19 protein-coding genes are annotated in these 18,086 nt (G+C 45.0%); 12 read left to right on the top strand and 7 right to left on the bottom strand.

What is annotated here, in order from left to right; all coding sequences use genetic code 11:
• Nucleotides 1-140 precede the first annotated feature (140 nt).
• The 3 genes from BM008_RS10075 to BM008_RS10065 are packed head-to-tail and all read right to left on the bottom strand — an operon-like array spanning nt 141 to nt 2,976.
• Nucleotides 141-1,853 carry an aldehyde ferredoxin oxidoreductase family protein gene (locus tag BM008_RS10075; RefSeq protein ID WP_091936599.1) on the bottom strand — a complete coding sequence of 571 codons (1,713 nt, stop codon included), beginning with the start codon at nt 1,851-1,853 and terminating at the stop codon, nt 141-143.
• 33 nt (nt 1,854-1,886) lie between these two features.
• Complete coding sequence (locus BM008_RS10070) at nt 1,887-2,258, bottom strand: methylated-DNA--[protein]-cysteine S-methyltransferase (RefSeq protein WP_091936597.1); 372 nt, start codon at nt 2,256-2,258, stop codon at nt 1,887-1,889.
• Nucleotides 2,251-2,976, bottom strand: coding sequence for a matrixin family metalloprotease (locus tag BM008_RS10065; RefSeq protein WP_245748003.1), 726 nt, complete (start codon nt 2,974-2,976; stop codon nt 2,251-2,253). The genes BM008_RS10070 and BM008_RS10065 overlap by 8 nt, the downstream gene beginning before the upstream one ends.
• A 102-nt stretch (nt 2,977-3,078) precedes the next feature.
• Between BM008_RS10065 and BM008_RS10060 the strand changes: the two genes are divergently transcribed.
• From BM008_RS10060 to BM008_RS10020, 9 genes are all read left to right on the top strand, one after another.
• Entirely contained in the window at nt 3,079-3,897 is an 819-nt protein-coding gene (locus tag BM008_RS10060; RefSeq protein ID WP_091936595.1) for an HAD family hydrolase, read from the top strand.
• A gap of 249 nt (nt 3,898-4,146) precedes the next feature.
• Nucleotides 4,147-5,763: a methyl coenzyme M reductase system, component A2 gene (atwA, locus tag BM008_RS10055; protein WP_091936593.1), complete on the top strand. Its 1,617-nt coding sequence runs from the start codon at nt 4,147-4,149 to the stop codon at nt 5,761-5,763.
• A 41-nt stretch (nt 5,764-5,804) separates the two neighbouring features.
• The gene (gene mmp3 / locus BM008_RS10050) at nt 5,805-7,340 is read left to right on the top strand and encodes a methyl-coenzyme M reductase-associated protein Mmp3 (RefSeq protein ID WP_091936591.1); all 1,536 of its coding nucleotides are present in this window, start codon (nt 5,805-5,807) and stop codon (nt 7,338-7,340) included.
• A gap of 2 nt (nt 7,341-7,342) precedes the next feature.
• Nucleotides 7,343-7,777 (top strand): methanogenesis marker 6 protein, encoded by a 435-nt coding sequence (locus BM008_RS10045; protein ID WP_091936589.1) that lies wholly within the window; start codon nt 7,343-7,345, stop codon nt 7,775-7,777.
• A gap of 9 nt (nt 7,778-7,786) precedes the next feature.
• Complete coding sequence (locus BM008_RS10040; protein ID WP_091936587.1) at nt 7,787-8,245, top strand: methanogenesis marker 5 protein; 459 nt, start codon at nt 7,787-7,789, stop codon at nt 8,243-8,245.
• On the top strand, nt 8,242-9,483 hold the full coding sequence (locus tag BM008_RS10035) for a methanogenesis marker 15 protein (RefSeq protein WP_091936585.1): 1,242 nt from the start codon (nt 8,242-8,244) through the stop codon (nt 9,481-9,483). The genes BM008_RS10040 and BM008_RS10035 overlap by 4 nt, the downstream gene beginning before the upstream one ends.
• Before the next feature lie 4 nt (nt 9,484-9,487).
• The gene (locus tag BM008_RS10030) at nt 9,488-10,084 is read left to right on the top strand and encodes a methanogenesis marker 17 protein (protein ID WP_091936583.1); all 597 of its coding nucleotides are present in this window, start codon (nt 9,488-9,490) and stop codon (nt 10,082-10,084) included.
• Nucleotides 10,084-11,022: a methanogenesis marker 7 protein gene (locus BM008_RS10025; RefSeq protein WP_091936582.1), complete on the top strand. Its 939-nt coding sequence runs from the start codon at nt 10,084-10,086 to the stop codon at nt 11,020-11,022. The genes BM008_RS10030 and BM008_RS10025 overlap by 1 nt, the downstream gene beginning before the upstream one ends.
• 32 nt (nt 11,023-11,054) lie before the next feature.
• Nucleotides 11,055-11,519 (top strand): carboxymuconolactone decarboxylase family protein, encoded by a 465-nt coding sequence (locus BM008_RS10020; protein WP_091936579.1) that lies wholly within the window; start codon nt 11,055-11,057, stop codon nt 11,517-11,519.
• A gap of 43 nt (nt 11,520-11,562) precedes the next feature.
• On the opposite strand, the gene BM008_RS10015 is transcribed toward BM008_RS10020, so the two are convergent.
• Entirely contained in the window at nt 11,563-12,489 is a 927-nt protein-coding gene (locus tag BM008_RS10015; RefSeq protein ID WP_245748001.1) for a presenilin family intramembrane aspartyl protease PSH, read from the bottom strand.
• 147 nt (nt 12,490-12,636) lie between these two features.
• On the opposite strand from BM008_RS10015, the gene BM008_RS10010 reads away from it, so the two are divergent.
• From BM008_RS10010 to fen, 3 genes are all read left to right on the top strand, one after another.
• Nucleotides 12,637-12,960: a hypothetical protein gene (locus BM008_RS10010; protein ID WP_091936577.1), complete on the top strand. Its 324-nt coding sequence runs from the start codon at nt 12,637-12,639 to the stop codon at nt 12,958-12,960.
• Nucleotides 12,961-13,065: 105 nt separating this feature from the next.
• Entirely contained in the window at nt 13,066-13,380 is a 315-nt protein-coding gene (locus tag BM008_RS10005) for a hypothetical protein (protein WP_091936575.1), read from the top strand.
• Between the two features lie 38 nt (nt 13,381-13,418).
• On the top strand, nt 13,419-14,435 hold the full coding sequence (gene fen, locus BM008_RS10000; RefSeq protein WP_091936573.1) for a flap endonuclease-1: 1,017 nt from the start codon (nt 13,419-13,421) through the stop codon (nt 14,433-14,435).
• Between the two features lie 16 nt (nt 14,436-14,451).
• Here fen and gpmI read toward each other — a convergent pair whose 3' ends face one another.
• From gpmI to BM008_RS09985, 3 genes are all read right to left on the bottom strand, one after another.
• On the bottom strand, nt 14,452-15,993 hold the full coding sequence (gene gpmI / locus BM008_RS09995; RefSeq protein ID WP_091936571.1) for a 2,3-bisphosphoglycerate-independent phosphoglycerate mutase: 1,542 nt from the start codon (nt 15,991-15,993) through the stop codon (nt 14,452-14,454).
• Between the two features lie 61 nt (nt 15,994-16,054).
• Entirely contained in the window at nt 16,055-17,494 is a 1,440-nt protein-coding gene (locus BM008_RS09990; RefSeq protein WP_091936569.1) for an MATE family efflux transporter, read from the bottom strand.
• A gap of 118 nt (nt 17,495-17,612) precedes the next feature.
• Entirely contained in the window at nt 17,613-17,942 is a 330-nt protein-coding gene (locus tag BM008_RS09985; protein WP_091936567.1) for a hypothetical protein, read from the bottom strand.
• Between the last annotated feature and the right edge of the window lie 144 nt (nt 17,943-18,086).

The following is an 18,086-nucleotide window of genomic DNA, read 5'->3' as shown; positions in this document are numbered from 1 at the left end:
TTATGAGCTTAAAAGGTCTAATGGGTATAATTCCCAATGCTATATAAGAAGTTAACCTTTGAGTCTGCTATAATGGAATGTAATAATAGAAGAAACTAATATAAATGTATTTATAATTTCATATTCTGCAGAAATATCGGTCATTTCACATCCCTGCTGATCCCAAGACCTTTCAATGTATCTTCAGCTGGTATGCCATTGTCGTCCCAACCTCTGAAATGATAATAATCTGATATCGCTTTCTCAAATTCTTCCCTGTCAATTCCTTCATCACCAAAGAACCTCTCCGGGAGCATATCATCTTTCCATGTGAACCCTGCTCTAAGGTTGAACATCCTCTCCTGGTTGAATATTCTCTCACCTGCTTTCAGCACATCTTCGGCAGAATACTCTTTTCCGGTCACATGGCTGAGCATTGCAGCAATTTCAACCTCTCCCATAGCAAGCATGGAAAAAGGGCACATGACCATGGAGTCGATAGATGCGGTAAGGTTCTGGAAATGCCTCACAAGGGCAGCCTTGCCATCGAACGATCTCCTGTCAAGCAGCATGGGTTTACCCATTATTTCAGGTGCTACCATGAATGCACTGAGGTGTGACCCGCCAGTGTTGGATGTTGCATAGGCAATAGCCATTCCTGCCATCTCCCTCGGGTCATAGCCCGGAAGCTCCAGACCTTTGACCGATGTGCTGTATTCCTCTTTGTCTACAGAACACAGATAGGCATGTGATCCTTTACAGGCATCATGCTTCCCATTTCCTATCTCAAGGACCATCCCTTTCACTTCGTCCATTTCCATCCATGGATTGACCTCCATGTATGCTGCAATCGAAGCACCACATGACAGAGGGTCCAGTCCATAGTCGAAGCAGAGCCTGTCCATCTCCCTTATCAGTTCCATGTCATCGTTGCCGATATTTGGTCCGAATGCCCATATGGAATCAAAATCAGGTATCGGTTCTCCATCCTCTGCAATTCTTCTGCATCCGATGGGACAGGCATAGCAGGGTTGCTGCTGTATCTTGTAATTCCTACTGATGTTCTCTCCTGAGATCTTCTCTGCACCATGAAATCTTTTCTCACTGAAATTACGGGCCGGAAGTGTTCCAGTGTGATCAAGCAGGTCGGATATGACTGAGCTACCGTATTTCTTCAGTCCTTTCGATGCCGGTGGGTTTGCTACCAGCAGTTTTTTTACCTTTTCAACATCCCTTTCAAAGGCATCGGGTTCTGCTATCTGGACCTTGTTCGTCCCTTTGACCACGATCGCCTTCAGGTTCTTTGAGCCTGCAACTGCCCCGTGTCCTCCGCGACCACTGGAATAGATACTGTCATTGACAATGTTGGCCATGCTGACAAGCTTCTCCCCTGCTTTGCCAATGCATGCAACCTTTCCTTTATTTTCAAGTAATGCTGTTGTTTCTGAGGTGCTCTTTCCCCAGAGATGTTCGGCAGGAACTATCTCCACATCTTCGTCATATATACTGAGATAGACTGGGCTTTCAGCTTTTCCTGTTATAATAAGTGCATCGATCCCTGCTAATTTTAGCTCTGCTCCGAACTGTCCTCCTGCGTTGGAACTGAATATCGTTGAGGTAAGGGGCGACCGACATGTAACAGCAAAGTGTCCTGACATCGGGGCAGATGTTCCTGTAAGTGGTCCGGTAGTGAAGATGAGTGGATTCTCAGGGCCCAGCGGGTCGACATCCGGTGCTGCAAATTCGTCCATCAGTCTGCATCCAAGTCCCCGACCACCAATGAACTGCTCTGCAAATGCCTTTCTGGTCCTGGTCTCGGTGATCGCTTTGCTTTCAAGGTCTACAATTACTGTTCTTCCTGTCCATCCGAACATGCTCTCATCTCTTTATGAATATCTGTCGTAGTATTATTCATCTTTTTCCTTAGCACTGGCTTCCATTTCCAGCATCCTTCTTTTCAGTTCCACCTTCTCACCACAGGTCTCTCCGCAAAAACCTCCTATTCCATTAGATGAGACCACCCGGTGACAGGGTATTATTATTGGATACGGGTTTTTGGAAACAGCAGTTCCAACAGCTCTGGCAGCACCATCTTTTCCTATCCTGCAGGCCAGTTCCTGATACGTCAGGGTTTCCCCGTAAGGTATCTTCCTTACTTCCTCAAGGACCATTCGCTGAAATTCGGTCAGGTCTGAGAGATCAACCTTGTGATCAGAGAAGTCTATCATTTCTCCGGCAAAGTATCTCAGGATCGCCTGATAGATCGTTCTCTCACTCATTCCTTTCCTCTTCGTTCATATCACTGAATATATCATCTTCGAGGTTCTTTCTCTTTTTCCTGTAGTGAAGCCAGCCGGTTCCGTGATACGAGATGATAGTAACTGCTGCGATGATCAGAAGCAAAAGTACAGGCCATGTAGAATGGAGCAGCAGAGGGTTCAGATTCTCTCTGCGGTCATATGTAGGGTACATGATGTCATCCCTGTCACTGCTGTGTCCCAGTCCCAGTGCATGTCCAAGTTCATGCGTAGCTATGTCCTTCATGGCAATATCACCGTACTGAACCCATGAATATCCCTGGTAGTTCCCGGTCTCAAGTACAATGTCAATACGCTCAAAACGTCCGTTCACGATATATGGTCTGGCAAATCCCGCAACACCATTATCCACACCAGCATCTTCCTCAAGGTTATCCACCCACATTACCAGTATGTCCGCATTATCAACATCGACGATCTCGAAGTCTGCTTCATATGTGAGCTGCCCGTTGCCACCACTCTCCCAGTATTCCAGTGCTTTCTCTACATCTTCCCTGTAACTCGGACTATAATGTTCAGGAACATCTTTGTCATCTATATATACGGTGATAGGACTGTGGTCCCAGGGTTCTGAGAGTATGATACTGTCCTCAGTTTCCGAATGTTTCATACCCTCAAAGGCGAATGACAGTGCGATAAGTATTATCAAGGCAATTATTATCCGGTTGGTTCTGGTCATGGCACCCCGGTGAGAATTGTAGTTGTTTGCATTTAGTTATTTGGCCGTCTTTTTTCAGAAGCTATGACTAAACATATATCTGATTAATACCGATCATGCTCTATGAAAAAACGTGTTGCTGTTGTCTTTGACAGTGCCGGGACACTGTTGCATATGTATCGTGTTGCAAAGGAAATGAGCACAGGCTCGATCCTTGAGGATATACAGACAACACTTCTGGTGGCGCAGAAGGCAGACAGGGCACTTGTGGTTCTTCGCACACGTTTTGACGAACTGGCTAATTGCGACCCGGGTATGGAACTTCATAATTTCATTGAAAAATATGATATCGACCTTGGTATAAGCTGTTCAAGCAGTCCTTTTCATATTGATGATGTATACGGTATAATCAGGCAGAACCGTACAAAGGTAAGTGACATCAATGATGTTGTCAGCCTTGTCAGGGGACGCTGTCCACATGTGTTCTATATTGCCGCAGGGTTGATAGTGGACTCTCAGGAAAATGTCGTGCCTTATGTTCTTAGTACGGGAGGGCAGATGTATTCCAGTACTTCTGATACTGTCAGGGCTCTCAGGGAGCTTGGTACTGATATATACATAGCCTCAGGTGATGATGCCCATAACCTCAGTACACTTGCGTCTTTTCTGGATATTCCAATGGAATATGTTTTTCCGGTTGCCACAACCCATGATAAGGAGCGTATAGTCAAAGATCTCAAAAAGAGCTATGATAATGTTCTCATGGTGGGTGACGGCATGAACGATATACTGGCTTTGAGGGCGGCTGATGTGGGAATACTTACATCCCAGCAAGGTGATGAAAGACCTCAGGTACTAATGGATGCAGCAGATATTAACATAAGCAATATCGTTGATGTTGTGGACATAGTAAAGAAAATAAGTAACGGCGTTACTCTGTAAAATCACTATGCTCCTCCCTTTTTTAGAAGTTAACACCGCGAAGCAGATGCGTTATGTTTATGTATTGAGTTCAATAATCCAACAGTAATTCTTTAAAAAGATCGCTAAAAACTTGTTATCAGGTCTGCATGGGCTCCAGCAGGGCTAGTTTTGTGCGCAATCTGCAAAACCGTTAAGTAATTTGAGTAGATATGCATATCATTATTAGTGCAAAAGGACTCCTATGCACCCCTGGGCGGAGGAAATCAAATGGCATTATTCATTGAAGTCAAAAACCTGACACTTGAATTTGATGGTGTCAAAGTTCTTAAAGATATAAACCTGACGATCGAAGAGGGACAAGTTCTCGGTATCCTTGGTAGAAGCGGTTCAGGGAAAACAGTATTGATGCACGTCCTGCGTGGTGTTGAAGAGTATGAAGGTATCAGTGGTGAAGTAATATACCACCTCGCAAGATGCGAGAAATGTGGACACATAGAACCACCAAGCAAAGTAGGACAGGAATGTTCTGCATGTGGTCAGGATACCCTCAAGGCCTTTGATGCTGATTTCATCAAATTGTCATTGCATGACAATGAGAGGCGTGAGATAACCAAGAGGATCGCTATCATGCTCCAGCGTACATTCGCTCTCTATGGAGATGACAGGGTCATTACCAATGTGGTAAATTCCCTCACTGAGATCGGCGTGAGCAGCGAGAACGCTCTTGCCCGTGCAGTGGAACTTCTGGAAAAGGTCCAGCTCTCACACCGTATGATGCACGTGGCCCGTGATCTTAGTGGTGGTGAGAAACAGAGAGTAGTACTTGCCCGTCAGCTTGTAAGGGACCCAATGCTCCTTATTGCCGATGAGCCTACAGGTACGCTTGATCCAAGGACCGCTGATGTGGTCCACAGTGTGATCGCAAAGGCTGTCAAGGACTACAACATGACAATGGTCATCACTTCACATTGGTCTGAGGTAGTAGAGGATCTTGCTGACAAGGCTATCATTCTTGAGGATGGTGCAATTACCAGAGAGGGCGCACCTTCAGAGGTAGCAAAAGAGTTCATGGAGATGATCTGCTCTGTTGAAAAGAAATGTGACGTTGTTGTCGGTGACCCGCTGATCAAAGTGGACAATCTTGTCAAAAAGTATATATCCGTAAGCAGGGGTGTTGTTTACGCCGTTAATGATGTCTCCTTTGATGTGAAAGAAGGAGAGATATTCGGTCTTGCAGGTACAAGTGGTGCAGGAAAGACCACTACATCCGAGGTCCTTATGGGCATCGTACAGCCAACAAGTGGCGATATCCAGGTACGTGTCGGTGATGAATGGATCGACATGAGGAAACCAGGACCTGAATGCAGGGGCCGTGCTGTCAAATATATGGGTATACTCCATCAGGAATATGGACTCTATACTCACAGGACCATCATTGACAATCTCACAGAATCAATAGGTATAGACCTTCCATACGAACTTGCTGTCAGAAAGGCAATAAATACCCTTCAAGCAACAGGATTCACTGATGAGAAGGCAAAATCTATATTATCGAAGATGTCAGATGAGATTAGTGAAGGTGAAAGGCACAGGGTTGCTCTGGCTCAGATATTGATGAAGGAGCCTAATATCATTATAATGGATGAACCAACGGGTACCATGGACCCGTTCACAAAGAAAGAGGTCACAAAGTCGATCCTGGAAGCACGTGAGAAGATGGGCGACACATTCGTCATCGTGTCACATGATATGGATTTCCTTGAAGAGATATGTGATCGTGTAGCTCTTATGAGAAATGGTAAGGTTGTCAGTGTTGGAGAACCAGCTGCCGTTCTGTCACAGCTTACCGATGAAGAGCGCATGGAGGCGGCAGCAGAAACATGATGTCTTGATAAGTTACGGAGGAGTTTGACACGAGTGGCGAAATAACGGTAGAGATCAACGGACAGGAATTGAAATTACCACAAGGTTCTATCCTTGAGGACGCCATCAAGGTGTCAAACGCACCTTATAAGAAAGGCTCAGCAGTTGGAATACTCATTGAAAGGGAGGACACGAGATCCCAGGCTTCTGTGGAATATGTCGTGAAGACCTCTAAGGGTGAGTTCAAGATCGAACTGCTGGACGAATCATCCCCATCTTCAAAGAGATGGGTATCTGTTTTTAAAGAGCTTACTGATGTACCTGTTCGCTGGACAAGCAGGGACGCGCTTGCTTTTGGACCATTTGCCACAGACATGGAACCAGTACGTGGAAGTACTGATATGGAGAGGTTCACCATGCTGTTTGGAGCAGGTGGTGGCGATGCGGCAAATACGCATATCATTATCAGTAAGACCAAACATGCTTCTGAATATGGTGCTCCTGAGGAAGGGGTCTTTGCCAGGCTCATAAGCAGCAAACACGTTCTTTCTGATCTCGTAAAATGCGACAGGATATTGTCCGTGGAGCCAGTTGTCGAATGGGAAAAGGCAGGAGATCATATTTCCACGACCGATCTCTCTCTTAAGCTTGAGGATGGTTCAAAGATCTTCACTTATGTGGAGATAGAGATGGACCCACTTGCACCGGAAGGCGCTGAGTTCTTCTTTGCAGTGACCAGGGACGGAACTTTCCACACTGATCTTAGTTCCACATCATTCATATCTGACCACAGGTTCCAGGGTGAACTTGTACCTTACGAGAATTTCGAAGCACGATCAACAGGTTCTGTCTTTGTAAGGACCGTTGGCTATGGTGCCGGTAAGTTGTATATCTCAACGGATAGCCGCACATCATCTATCATGCATTCTGTCATTGGTCATGTGGTAAAAGGTATTGAGCTTGCCAGGATGGTGGAGAATGGACAGAAGATCATGGTCGAATCCATTCCAGATCAGGTAATGCTTCTTGGAATGACCAACAGTGAAGCACAGGAAGCAATGAGCGCTGAAGGTATCGAGATCATAAGGGAAGGTTATACTGAGGACGATGGCTACATAGTCAGGCAATCCCCTTCCACGACCATAGAGATCCTTCAGGAAAGGAAGGTCACAGTGCAGGGTGTTGACCCGGATATGCTTGTGACAATAGAGCTTTACGATGATCTTGCTCCCAAGACCCTTGACTTCTTCAGACATGCAGTTGGCTTGCAGTATAATCCTGTGGGCGTACTTCCTGTGATGATGACCTATGAGAACACCTATATATTCAAGGCAGAGAAACCGGCGGAATCATACAAGGAGATCTTCCCTGAGAACACACCTAAGATGACCATTGCAGGTGAGATCGGTGTTACCAATCAGGCAGCAAAAAGGGCTGGTATGGTAGGTGTCAAGACCACAGATGATGATCTTTTCGGGCCGACAGGAGAGAGGTTCTCAAATACCAACATCATAGGAAAGATACTTGATGTCGAGAAACTCAGGCATTTCAAGGATGGTGACATAGTGTATATCTTAGAACGCAGCAAGGAGGAATGAAGATGGCCGAAGGAAATGAGGATGTTATAACAAAACTCGTTGTCACAAGTTCAGATAGCGTGCTGCCGATCGACGCTGCTATGAGGATATACGAATCAAGTACTGATATAGTTATCAAGGAAACATGTTTTGGAACCATGGTCACAGGCCCAAGGGAGTCTGTGAACAAAGTGGTAAAGGAGATCGTCGACCTCGACAAGAACCATATATTCGTAAAGGAGCGAGGTTTCCCTCCTGGTGATGACAGGCGATGCCGTGCATCCCGTGGAGGAGGATCACGACCCGGTTTCTATTTCCTGAAGGAAGAGGCAATGATGCTTCCAATGATCGGGAACGCCCTCGATAAATACGACAAACATGTTCCTCTCAAGGAAGTAGAACGCAAGAAAAAATATGAAGTGAAAGAGCTTCAGGATCTGATAGAATCCACCCAATGAGGCAATACAATGGCTAAAGTTATCATATACCCTACAAACAGTCTGATCCTTTCTGACCTGGTCCAGAGGTTCGGTCACACACCTATAGCAATGATGGAAAAGATAAAGGAAAAGGTTACTACCGTAGGTGTGGATTCCCCGCCCATGAACATCACTGCGGAGGAACCAAAACACGGTCTGAAGTATGCAGCTGTTGAAGTTCCGGCAGGTGTAAGAGGAAGGATGGCTCTTGTGGGCCCGATGATCGAGCAGGCAGATGCTGGTATTATTGTAGGTGAATCACCTATGGCATTTGGTTGCATGGGTTGTGCACGTACCAACGAGCTTACCAAATACCTCATAAGAAGCCGTGAGATGCCTCTCCTCGAACTTGAATTCCCTCACTCCGATGATGAAGGACAGGAATTCGTGTATAAGATCGCGGAGTTCCTGAAGACATTGCCTGATGGTGAGGAGGCAACAGAATGAGCGAAGAAGCTGTTGTAAAAGTTGCTCTGGTATCATGTGGTTCTGAATATGCAGGTGTCCACGGAGAACTTGAGTCTGTAGCATCAAGTGTCAATGCCAAACTGGTGTATCCTGAGATCGAGATCGATATACTCGACGATATCGGCAAGGATTTCGGAATTGAGGCTGCAAGTCCTGATCTTCGTCTCATGATGGCAAGGGCAAAGGCTGTTGTAGAGGGTATCACGGATGTTGATGGAGTATTCATTACCTCATGTTTCAGATGTGCCGAGGCTGCTATTGTCAGGAACGAGGTGCGCCGTTACATCAACAAACATTCCGAACTTCCGGTTATCAGTTATTCATTCACAGAGCGTACAACGGCAGCTACACTGCTGACCCGTATGGAAGCTCTTACAACTATCGCAAGGAGAAGACATCTGCTCGCAAGGGAAAAACAGAGCGGACTTACTGCAGGTATAGACTCAGGTTCTACAACTACAAAAGCAGTTGTAATGAGGGACAACGAGATAATCGGGTCCGGCTGGGTACCAACCATCAAGGTTATTGATAGTGCAACAGAGGCTTTCAACCAGGCTCTTGAAGAGGCAGGTGTGAAGCAGGAAGATATTCAGGCAATAGGCACAACAGGATATGGTCGTTTCCTTATTGGCGAGCACTTCGATGCCAAACTTATCCAGGAAGAGATCACTGTCAACTCAAAGGGTGCTGTCTATCTTGCAGATACCCAGAAAGGACATGCTACGGTCATTGATATTGGTGGAATGGACAACAAGGCTATCTCTGTAGATGATGGTATCCCCGGAATGTTCACAATGGGAGGTATCTGTGCAGGTGCTTCAGGTCGTTTCCTTGATATGACCGCAAAGAGACTTGGTGTCGATATCACAGAGCTCGGTGCCCTTGCAGTTAAAGGAATGGAGCAGAATGTGGATATGAACAGTTACTGTATCGTTTTTGGTATCCAGTCACTTGTCAACTCACTCGCAAAGGGCTCAACTCCTGAGGATGTTGCTGCTGCTGCATGTCATAGTGTTGTAGAGCAGATATTCGAACAGCAGCTTCAGGAGGTCGATGTGAAGGAACCATTGATCCTTGTAGGCGGTTCATCACTTATCGAAGGTGTCCCGAAGGCTCTTGGAGAGTTGCTCAAGATCAATGTTCTCGTACCACCTAATTCCCACCTTATAGGTGCGGTAGGAAGTGCTTTACTGGCATCAGGATACGTGGAGGAGTAATTCTATGGAAGCTCTTGAGACTTTCGTTGTAGAGTCCCCTGTCCAGTCAGAAGGAGATGCGTACAAGAGCATAGTTGCTGATATCATTACTGAGCTTGTACTTGGTGGTTCCATAGGTCGCATAAAGGTCATAGTAAGACCAGAGGAATCCCTTTACCTGATGGCTGTGATCCTCAGAGGTAGCCAGCCAAGGGTAAAAGTTTCTGATATGGCCAGTGTAGATATAAGCAATCATTTGAAGAAAGAGATCACGATATCCGTTGAACAGGAGAAATACCTGCCTGAACTTCTTGAGAAGCTCTGGGCGAAATATGGTCGTGCAAAGGTCTACCAGCCGGAGAGGAAAACTCTTATCATGACGGCTCAAGATGTGGATGCCGAGAAAAAGTTCCTTGCAGATATGGTAGTTGCAGACCCGCAAAGTACACTCCAGTCAAGGCTTGTGGAAATGGCAATAAGGGCAACCCCGGAAGGTTTCAGAGTGCGTTATCACTCAATGGATGGTCACAGGTTCGTTTTCGCAGCCAGTGAGGATATACTTAAACCTGAATGGATACAGGAAGCACGTGATCTTGCAGAAGAGCTAATGGAGGGTGAATAATGGCAGCGATACTGGAACCCTATATCTATGAGGGTGGTGTGCATCAGCATACTCTGATAACCGAACTTCTGGAGGACCTTGGAGGTTACCTTATCCAGAAAGTACCTGCTGCTACAGAGGTCACTCTTGTTATGCTCATACCAAGGGATGATGTCCATCTCATCGAAGCACTGGGAACCAAACTTCTTGGTAAGCTCACCCGTGCTCCGCTTACGGGTACTGAGATAGCTGTTGTCTCCCCTACACTTGCATCACACCACCTGCCACATTCAGCATGTGATGTCGCAGAATTTATGCGCAGGGGCGGTGCCAATACCAATATGATCGGTCTTGCAAGGGGAATGGGCAGAAGGGTCTCACTTTCCGATAACTACGAGAGGAAGCTCATCAATGAACATGACCTTGCTGTATTCTCTTTCGGTACTTTCAGTGATTGTATAAAGAACAAGAAGCCAAAGCTCCTTGAAGGCGTTACCATTCCTAAGATCGTCACCGGCGGTCCTCTGGACGTTAAGACAGAGGATGTTGAGAATGCTGACCTGTATGTTGGCGGCGTTGGAAGGGTCGCTCACCGTATGAGGAAAAGTGGTGAACTGAGTGCTCTCGATATTCTCCTGGAGAACGTCGTTAAAGTGGTGGAGAAGATGCGTGAAGATCTTGCAAAGGACCCACTGGCCGTATTGCCTGCCAGGGTCATGAAAGAGATCCATGAGCAGATCCCTGAGATATTCGATGTGTTCTCGCCTGCTCCGGTTACGCTCCAGCTTGACGGTCTGCGTGTGAAGCTTCCATATGAGGAGTTCCATGAAAAGGTGGAGAACCTTGAGTTCGATGAGGGTGTAAGGCTTTCTGATATGGCCGATGTCACGCTTTCCAAGATGAAAAATTATATATTGATCAAGATCAAACGTGAATCTGAAGTAGGGTTCACAGCCTGATCTTCTGCTGAAAACAAAGCCATGAGGTTATTATGGAACTTGATAAAATAAAAGAGATCCTTGATAAGGAGCCGGAAGAGGCCGTGGAAGATATTCTGGCCGATGTTGAGAAACGCTATGGTGAGGTTCCTTACATAATTAACTTCATGAAGGATATGCCTGAACTTTTCGTATCGCGTATGATCTACGAGAACAGCGTTATGAGAGAGTTCAAACGTATGGACCCAAAGACCGTGGAACTCATTTGCATAGCAGTGGCATCAGCATTGCGCTGTGAACATTGTATGAAGACCCATGTCAGGGTTGCTAAGAGACTTGGTGTCTCAAAGGAAGAGATATTCGATTCCATTCTCATAGCAAGCACTATCTCAACCGCTGCTGTACTTGCAGAAGGCACACGTTCTGTGGATGCAGAGTTCAACGAGTCGAATTCAGGTCTGTCCAATTCCAACTGTGCTATATGCAATATCAATTCCGAGCTTCCGGAAGAGGATTAAAAAAAGAAATTTGATATTCGTTTTTTCTTATTTTAAAAAAGGATCAGTAGAAGGGTGTTCCGGCCCCTGAGGCCAGTACCCCTACTATGTATCCAAGTATAACACCACTGTTCAGGAATGGTAATCCTGCCTGTGGCTTTCCTCTCATTACCAGTACGCTGAGTGCTATGAATCCTATGATAGTTCCTATCATTGCACCAAGGGCCGGGTAGGATATGAACCCAATATAGCTCAATGCATCAGTTTTCTGCACCAGGAACACATTTGCAGATACTACAAGGATCGTTGGCATTATGGCATCTCCAAGACCCATGAAGAAAGCTTCTTTCTCCTTGCCTTCTTCCTTATTGAAAGAATCCTCGATGAATGAGTACCTCAGATGTTTTGGGATCACAAAGAGGATGGGTAAACGCAGGTCCATCACTCCTTCTGCCAGATCGATCATGTGCTTTGTCTTGTACACGGATATAGCGTCATATATTGCAAGCAATCCGAGCAGCACGATAACAGGTAGTATTGACAGGGATATTCCAAATATCGCACTTGCTCCTGCTCCTATTATGAGTCCTACTGTATCGATCACATACCACTCAGGGAACTTATAGAGCAGTATGGTGAGCACGGCAGCTACCACAGTGGATATGATGTTGTTTGTCATCTCTGTGATGTTCGCAAGGGAGAGCAGGGCGAAGAATACATAGAACATGGTGGCTCCCACGGCAAGCAATATGACCAGTTGTATGATCCATTCCATGTTCTTCTTGATCGCCATCAACAGGAAGAACGTGAATACAAGGATGATCCCTATGTAATAGATGCTGTTAGCAGTTGAATCAGGATCCTCGAATGCCTGCATGCCGCTATCATTCATTGGTGTGGCTAAAAGCAGTGCTGTGATCTGTACTATCAGTATTATACCTGCCATCACAAGCATTGGTATATAGTCCTTTATTCCCGTCTCCGAACTCAATGGTTCAACTCCAATTATATAAATTAACGAATATTATATAAATATAGTAAAGGTATGGTTCAGTATTTAAGTGATTCTCTTTTAAAAAAATAGAGTTAAATAATATAAATAGCAAAACAGCCCTTATCTAAGTAGAGAGGGATCAGAATGGAAATCAGAGATATATTATTCTCAGTTGTAATGGTAGTTTCTTCATTTGTGCTGACCTATGAGTGGCTTGGAAGGTTTAAATACAGTCCGGCAAATGCTTTGATAATATTGGCTGCCATGGTCATGGTGGGTGCACTGGCAGGAATGATCCTTTCAGTTGACATGCGTCTGCGTAAGCTTGATAACATGCTTGAGGCAAAGGAACGTTCATTGAGAATAAATATTCAGAGTGTAGAGAACAATATTGATTCAAGAGTTCATGAGGTCCTTTTGAGAATGGATGATGTAATTGCATCACTGGACAGGACCAGATACAGATAATTTTTTACATTATAATATTTATTGTTCCATTCAAAACCCGAAAACCATATTAACTAGTCTGTTGTAGGATACTGAGTAATATCTCTATCTATAAGAGGTGCGTACATGCGCATTAATTTAGAACCGATAGGAATAATAAAAAAAGCCGGTAAATGCTCTGAGATCCTTATCTATTCCGACTTTGAACAACTTGTGAAGAACATGATGTCAAAGTTAGGTAAGAATGATGGTGATCAGCATAACCTTGTGGTGATCCACAAAAATAGAGAATCGGGTGATCTGCATCAGGTGCAGATAACCAAAACACATCTTATTGACAGGGTAGGAAATATCCTTAAGGTGGGAAAGATAGATGCGAATGACGATTCTGTCATTGATGTAAGACTTGAATGCAATGGACTTATAACAAGTGAGGCCTAAAGGCTGAACTGATCCACATATTTTCTATATGATGCGATATGGGTGTTGATATAGGAGAGCTTCTTAGGAGAAGCACGATCGAGGTATCTGACCTTTCTTTAGATATAGTGGCGATAGACGCCTACAATACACTTTACCAGTTCTTAAGTATCATCCGACAAAGAGATGGAACTCCCCTGAAGGATTCACAGGGTAATGTAACATCCCATTTGTCCGGTATCCTTTACAGGATGACCAATATTGTTGAAGCAGGAGTGAAACCTGTCTTTGTTTTTGATGGCAAGCCACCAGAATGGAAATCAGCTACTATCCGGAAGCGCACTGAGTCCCGTGAGAATGCAAAGGTAAAATGGGATGAGGCCCGGGAAAAGGGGCTTGCAGAAGAGGCATATAAGTATGCTCAGGCATCTGCAAAGGTAGATGCGACAATAGTTGAGGATTCAAAGAAATTGTTAACTGCCATGGGTATTCCTTTTGTCGATGCACCCTCAGAAGGGGAAGCGCAGGCTGCTTACATGGTCAAGAAAGGTGATGCTGACAAGATAGCATCACAGGATTATGATTCTTTTCTTTTTGGTTCTCCTCTGGTTGTCAGGAACCTTACTGTCTCAGGCAAAAGGAAACTTCCAAAGAAGAATATCTATGTGGATGTAAAACCTGAGGTCATCGACCTGAAAGAGAACCTTGATGAACTTGGGATCGATCGTTCACAGCTTATAGATATCGCTCTTTGTGTGGGTACGGATTACAATGAAGGTCTTGAGGGAGTAGGTCCAAAAACAGCCCTTAAGCTCATAAAGGACCATGGAAGCATTGAAAAGGTATTGGAAGTAAAAGGACTTGATATCCCGAACCTTGAGGATATCAAAGAGTTCTTCAAATCTCCTGATGTCACAGATGATTATTCTCTAAAATGGGACAAACCTGATGCTCAGGCAGTTGTCTCTTTCCTCTGTGGGGAACATGATTTCTCAGAGGACAGGGTCACAAAGGCTCTGGAGCGCCTGAAGGCTTCTTCAGGAAGCGGCCAGAGCACACTGGACAAGTGGTTCTGAAAAGCAAATATTCCTTTTATTTTGTTATTAACGACATTCCTGTCATTTTCTCAGGCTTATCGATACCAAGTATCTCCAGCATTGTAGGTGCAAGGTCTGAGAGTTTTCCATCCTGCAATCCAATTCCTTCCTTTCCGTTCACAAGAACACATCTTACAGGGTTGGAAGTATGCGCAGTGTGTGGCTTTCCGGTATTGTAGTCTATCATCTTCTCAGCGTTGCCATGGTCTGCTGTTATGAGCGCTGCTCCATCTTTCTCGATAATAGCATCGACTATCTTTCCAACACACTTATCAACGGATTCGATCGCCTTTATGGCTGCATCGACGATGCCGGTATGGCCTACCATATCCATGTTAGCAAAATTGAGTATTATAACATCATAATTGTCAGAACGTATCTTTGCTACGAGTTCATCGGTTACTTCGTATGCGCTCATCTCAGGTTTGAGATCATAGGTAGCAACGTCAGGTGATCGTACAAGACACCTGTCCTCACCTTCATTCTCCTTTTCAACACCACCGTTGAAGAAGAATGTCACATGGGCGTACTTCTCGGTCTCAGCTATTCGAAGCTGCTTTTTGTTATTCTTGCTCAGAACCTCTCCAAGAGTATCCTCAATGCACTCCGGTGGGAATGCTATTGGAACATCCAGTTTTTCATCATACTCGGCCATGCAGACATAATGGACATTTGGTCTGAGCTTTCTCTCAAAACCATCAAAAGCATCATCCACAAATGCGTATGTCATCTGTCTTGCCCTGTCAGGACGGAAGTTGAAGAAAATAACTGAATCTCCGTCCTTTACAGTTGCAACAGGTTTACCTTCCTCATCTGTAACAACAGTAGGCTTGACGAACTCATCATTCTCTCCTCTGTCATATGCCTGGCTGACCGCAGAGACAGCATCATCTGCAAGGATGCCTTCTCCAAGTGTGAGTGCATCGTAAGCCAGTTCTGTTCTATCCCAGCGTTTGTCACGGTCCATTGCATAGTACCTGCCGGAGACAGTTGTAGTCTTTGCTATACCTGTGCTCTTGCAGAATTCCTCATGAGCTTTCATGTCCTCAAGAGCTGTCTGTGGTGGAACATCCCTGCCATCGAGGAATGCGTGGATGTAGACCTTTTCAACTCCTTCTTTCTTTGCCATTTCCACAAGGGCTCTCATGTGGTCCATATGACTGTGGACGCCGCCGTATGAAAAAAGTCCCATAAGATGAAGTGAGGAATCATTTTCCTTTACGTTCTCCATTGCCTTAAGAAAAACCTGATTTTCGAAGAAGGAGCCTTCTCTGATGTCCTTGTTGATGCGTGTAAGGTCCTGATAGACGATCCTGCCTGCACCTATGTTAAGATGTCCTACTTCTGAGTTCCCCATCTGTCCTTCAGGAAGCCCGACGCCTTCTCCTGAGACCTGAAGTAAGCATGAAGGATATTTCTCTACCAGAGAGTCAAGTACGGGGGTATTTGCAGCCGTTATTGCGTTACCCTGATCTTCGGTGGTGTAGCCCCAACCGTCAAGTATCATCAGTAAAAGTGGTCCGTTCTCATATGACATGAATCCTAGAATTGTCCTGATGCTTTTTAAATGCGTTGTATTATGGCTATCAGGGTGATTACTAGGCGATCGTTTCGCCCATTCCTGAGAGTACTTTGAACTCTCTGATAACCATTACAAGAGTGAGCATGAAGGATAGACTGTCAGATAACGGGAAAGCCATCCATACACCTGTCAACTGGAAGAAATGTGGCAGTATCAATACCAGAGGTATCAGGAATAGTAATTGGCGGCTCATTGCCAGCAGGAACGATGGTCGTGCCTTTCCTATGGCCTGGTATAGTGAGGCACCAACTACCTGGAAACCTACCAGTGGCAATGCAAGTACCATGATGCGTGTTGCGTATTTGCCGGATGAGATAAGCTGTTGATCGGTGGTGAATATTCGGAACAATTGTTCCGGGAAGGCAATGAGAACTATGAATCCAATGATCGCCATGGTGGTCGTAACGAACATAGAGAGCTTCACCGATTCCATTACACGGGAGAACTTCCTTGCACCGTAGTTGAATCCCACAATGGGTTGTAATCCCTGAACGATCCCATACATTGGCATGAATGTGAACATGAACAGGCGGTTGGCAACACCGAAGATGGCAATTGCGATATCTCCTCCGCCATAGGCAATGAGTATATTGTTCAGTACGATCACAACCAGACTACTGGATGCGTTCCTTGCAAGTGGTCCCATTCCTATTGAGATACTCTCCTTTGCGATGTCCCATTTTGGTATAAGATATCTTGTGTGGAATCTGAGACTTGAATTTCCGGATGCAAAATACCATACCAGGAATATTGCTCCTGTGGTCTGGGCAAGTACGGTTGCAATTGCCGCTCCTTTCACTCCCAGTCCAAACCCATACACATACAGTGGCTGGATAACGATCCCTAACTTGTCAGCAAGGAAATTGAACTCGATATATCCTGAGTTGAATATGAAAAAAGGATCAAGTATGATATTCACCAGAGCTGAGATAAGCATGGTGTACATTGCTACCTTTGCATTTCCTTCTGAGCGCACGACATTGTTCATTGCCAGAGCGAACATGAAGAACACTGATCCGTACAATATGATGCTGAGATAATCTGTAGCATAAGGCAGGATCGTATCAGTAGCCCCGAAGAGCCTCAATATGGGCGTTATGAATATACTTCCCAGCACGCAGATGAGCACGCTTATTATCAGTACCATGGACAGTACGTTTCCCATTACGTTCTCGGCCCTGTCCTGGTCTTTTTTACCAAGGCTGCGCGAGATCATGGATGCTCCACCGATACCGATGGCAAGAGCTGTTGCCATGACTATCATCATAACAGGGAAAGCCACCGCGATACCTCCTATGGCTGGTATACTGTTCTCACCAAGTGCCTGTCCTACAAAAGCAGTATCTACCAGGTTATAGAGAGCCTGAACTAACATTCCCACAGTGGCGGGAGCAGAAAGTTTGAAAAGGAGCTTACCTATGCTTTCGTCAGCTAAGAGTTTACTTCGGTCCTGCAATGAATCTGCCTTCTTCCCTGAAAAAAGGGATGGAACTAATAGGCCAGATAGGTATATTTATCTCTTTCTTTCATCCTGCCCGGTACACTTTTTACACGGTTATTAATGTGGTTTTAGCTTATGCTGCTCTTATATGTTTAAGCATAAGGTTGAAAAGAAGCAGGAGATTGCTCTCAAATAGTATGATGTCGCTGCTGTTCCTGTCCTTTCCGGTTGCAGTAAGCAGTGTGAACTCAAGGTCCCTTTCTGCTTCCATGCGTATCCTCGAATAAGGATCCAGACTTTCCTTTCTTTCAATAGATATGGTCCTTGCAACGGAAAATGGATCAAGGTATTTGTTGACCCAGCAACTTAGCTCTTTCCTGTATCCTGGAGAAAGGGCCATGTTCTTTATTCTCTTCAATGCACTTAGTTTGTTGTCTTCATAGTATGTGATCCAATCCGACATTCAAATTCCCCTTTGAATTGACAGAAGTCAATATTTCATATTTCTCAATTATTCTCCCAAATAATTGAACTAATCCCGTTTGTTTATTTGTAAGTTAAACAATATTAAATCTCTCATAAACAATATTTATATTTATCTGTATAT

The sequence above is a fragment of the Methanolobus profundi genome (assembly GCF_900114835.1).
Lineage (GTDB): Archaea > Halobacteriota > Methanosarcinia > Methanosarcinales > Methanosarcinaceae > Methanolobus > Methanolobus profundi.
Note: the sequence above shows the minus strand (reverse complement) of the source record. Positions and strands in the feature narration are given on the sequence as shown.

Coding starts and splice junctions, on each gene's coding strand:
- BM008_RS10065 (WP_245748003.1), bottom strand. CDS start 2,976: ATGACCAGAACCAACCGGATAATAATTGCCTTGATAATACTTATCGCA.
- fen (WP_091936573.1), top strand. CDS start 13,419: ATGGGTGTTGATATAGGAGAGCTTCTTAGGAGAAGCACGATCGAGGTA.
- BM008_RS10020 (WP_091936579.1), top strand. CDS start 11,055: ATGGAACTTGATAAAATAAAAGAGATCCTTGATAAGGAGCCGGAAGAG.
- BM008_RS10060 (WP_091936595.1), top strand. CDS start 3,079: ATGAAAAAACGTGTTGCTGTTGTCTTTGACAGTGCCGGGACACTGTTG.
- BM008_RS10035 (WP_091936585.1), top strand. CDS start 8,242: ATGAGCGAAGAAGCTGTTGTAAAAGTTGCTCTGGTATCATGTGGTTCT.
- BM008_RS10030 (WP_091936583.1), top strand. CDS start 9,488: ATGGAAGCTCTTGAGACTTTCGTTGTAGAGTCCCCTGTCCAGTCAGAA.
- BM008_RS10040 (WP_091936587.1), top strand. CDS start 7,787: ATGGCTAAAGTTATCATATACCCTACAAACAGTCTGATCCTTTCTGAC.
- BM008_RS10045 (WP_091936589.1), top strand. CDS start 7,343: ATGGCCGAAGGAAATGAGGATGTTATAACAAAACTCGTTGTCACAAGT.
- BM008_RS10010 (WP_091936577.1), top strand. CDS start 12,637: ATGGAAATCAGAGATATATTATTCTCAGTTGTAATGGTAGTTTCTTCA.
- BM008_RS10070 (WP_091936597.1), bottom strand. CDS start 2,258: ATGAGTGAGAGAACGATCTATCAGGCGATCCTGAGATACTTTGCCGGA.
- BM008_RS10075 (WP_091936599.1), bottom strand. CDS start 1,853: ATGTTCGGATGGACAGGAAGAACAGTAATTGTAGACCTTGAAAGCAAA.
- atwA (WP_091936593.1), top strand. CDS start 4,147: ATGGCATTATTCATTGAAGTCAAAAACCTGACACTTGAATTTGATGGT.
- BM008_RS10005 (WP_091936575.1), top strand. CDS start 13,066: ATGCGCATTAATTTAGAACCGATAGGAATAATAAAAAAAGCCGGTAAA.
- BM008_RS10025 (WP_091936582.1), top strand. CDS start 10,084: ATGGCAGCGATACTGGAACCCTATATCTATGAGGGTGGTGTGCATCAG.
- BM008_RS09985 (WP_091936567.1), bottom strand. CDS start 17,942: ATGTCGGATTGGATCACATACTATGAAGACAACAAACTAAGTGCATTG.
- gpmI (WP_091936571.1), bottom strand. CDS start 15,993: ATGTCATATGAGAACGGACCACTTTTACTGATGATACTTGACGGTTGG.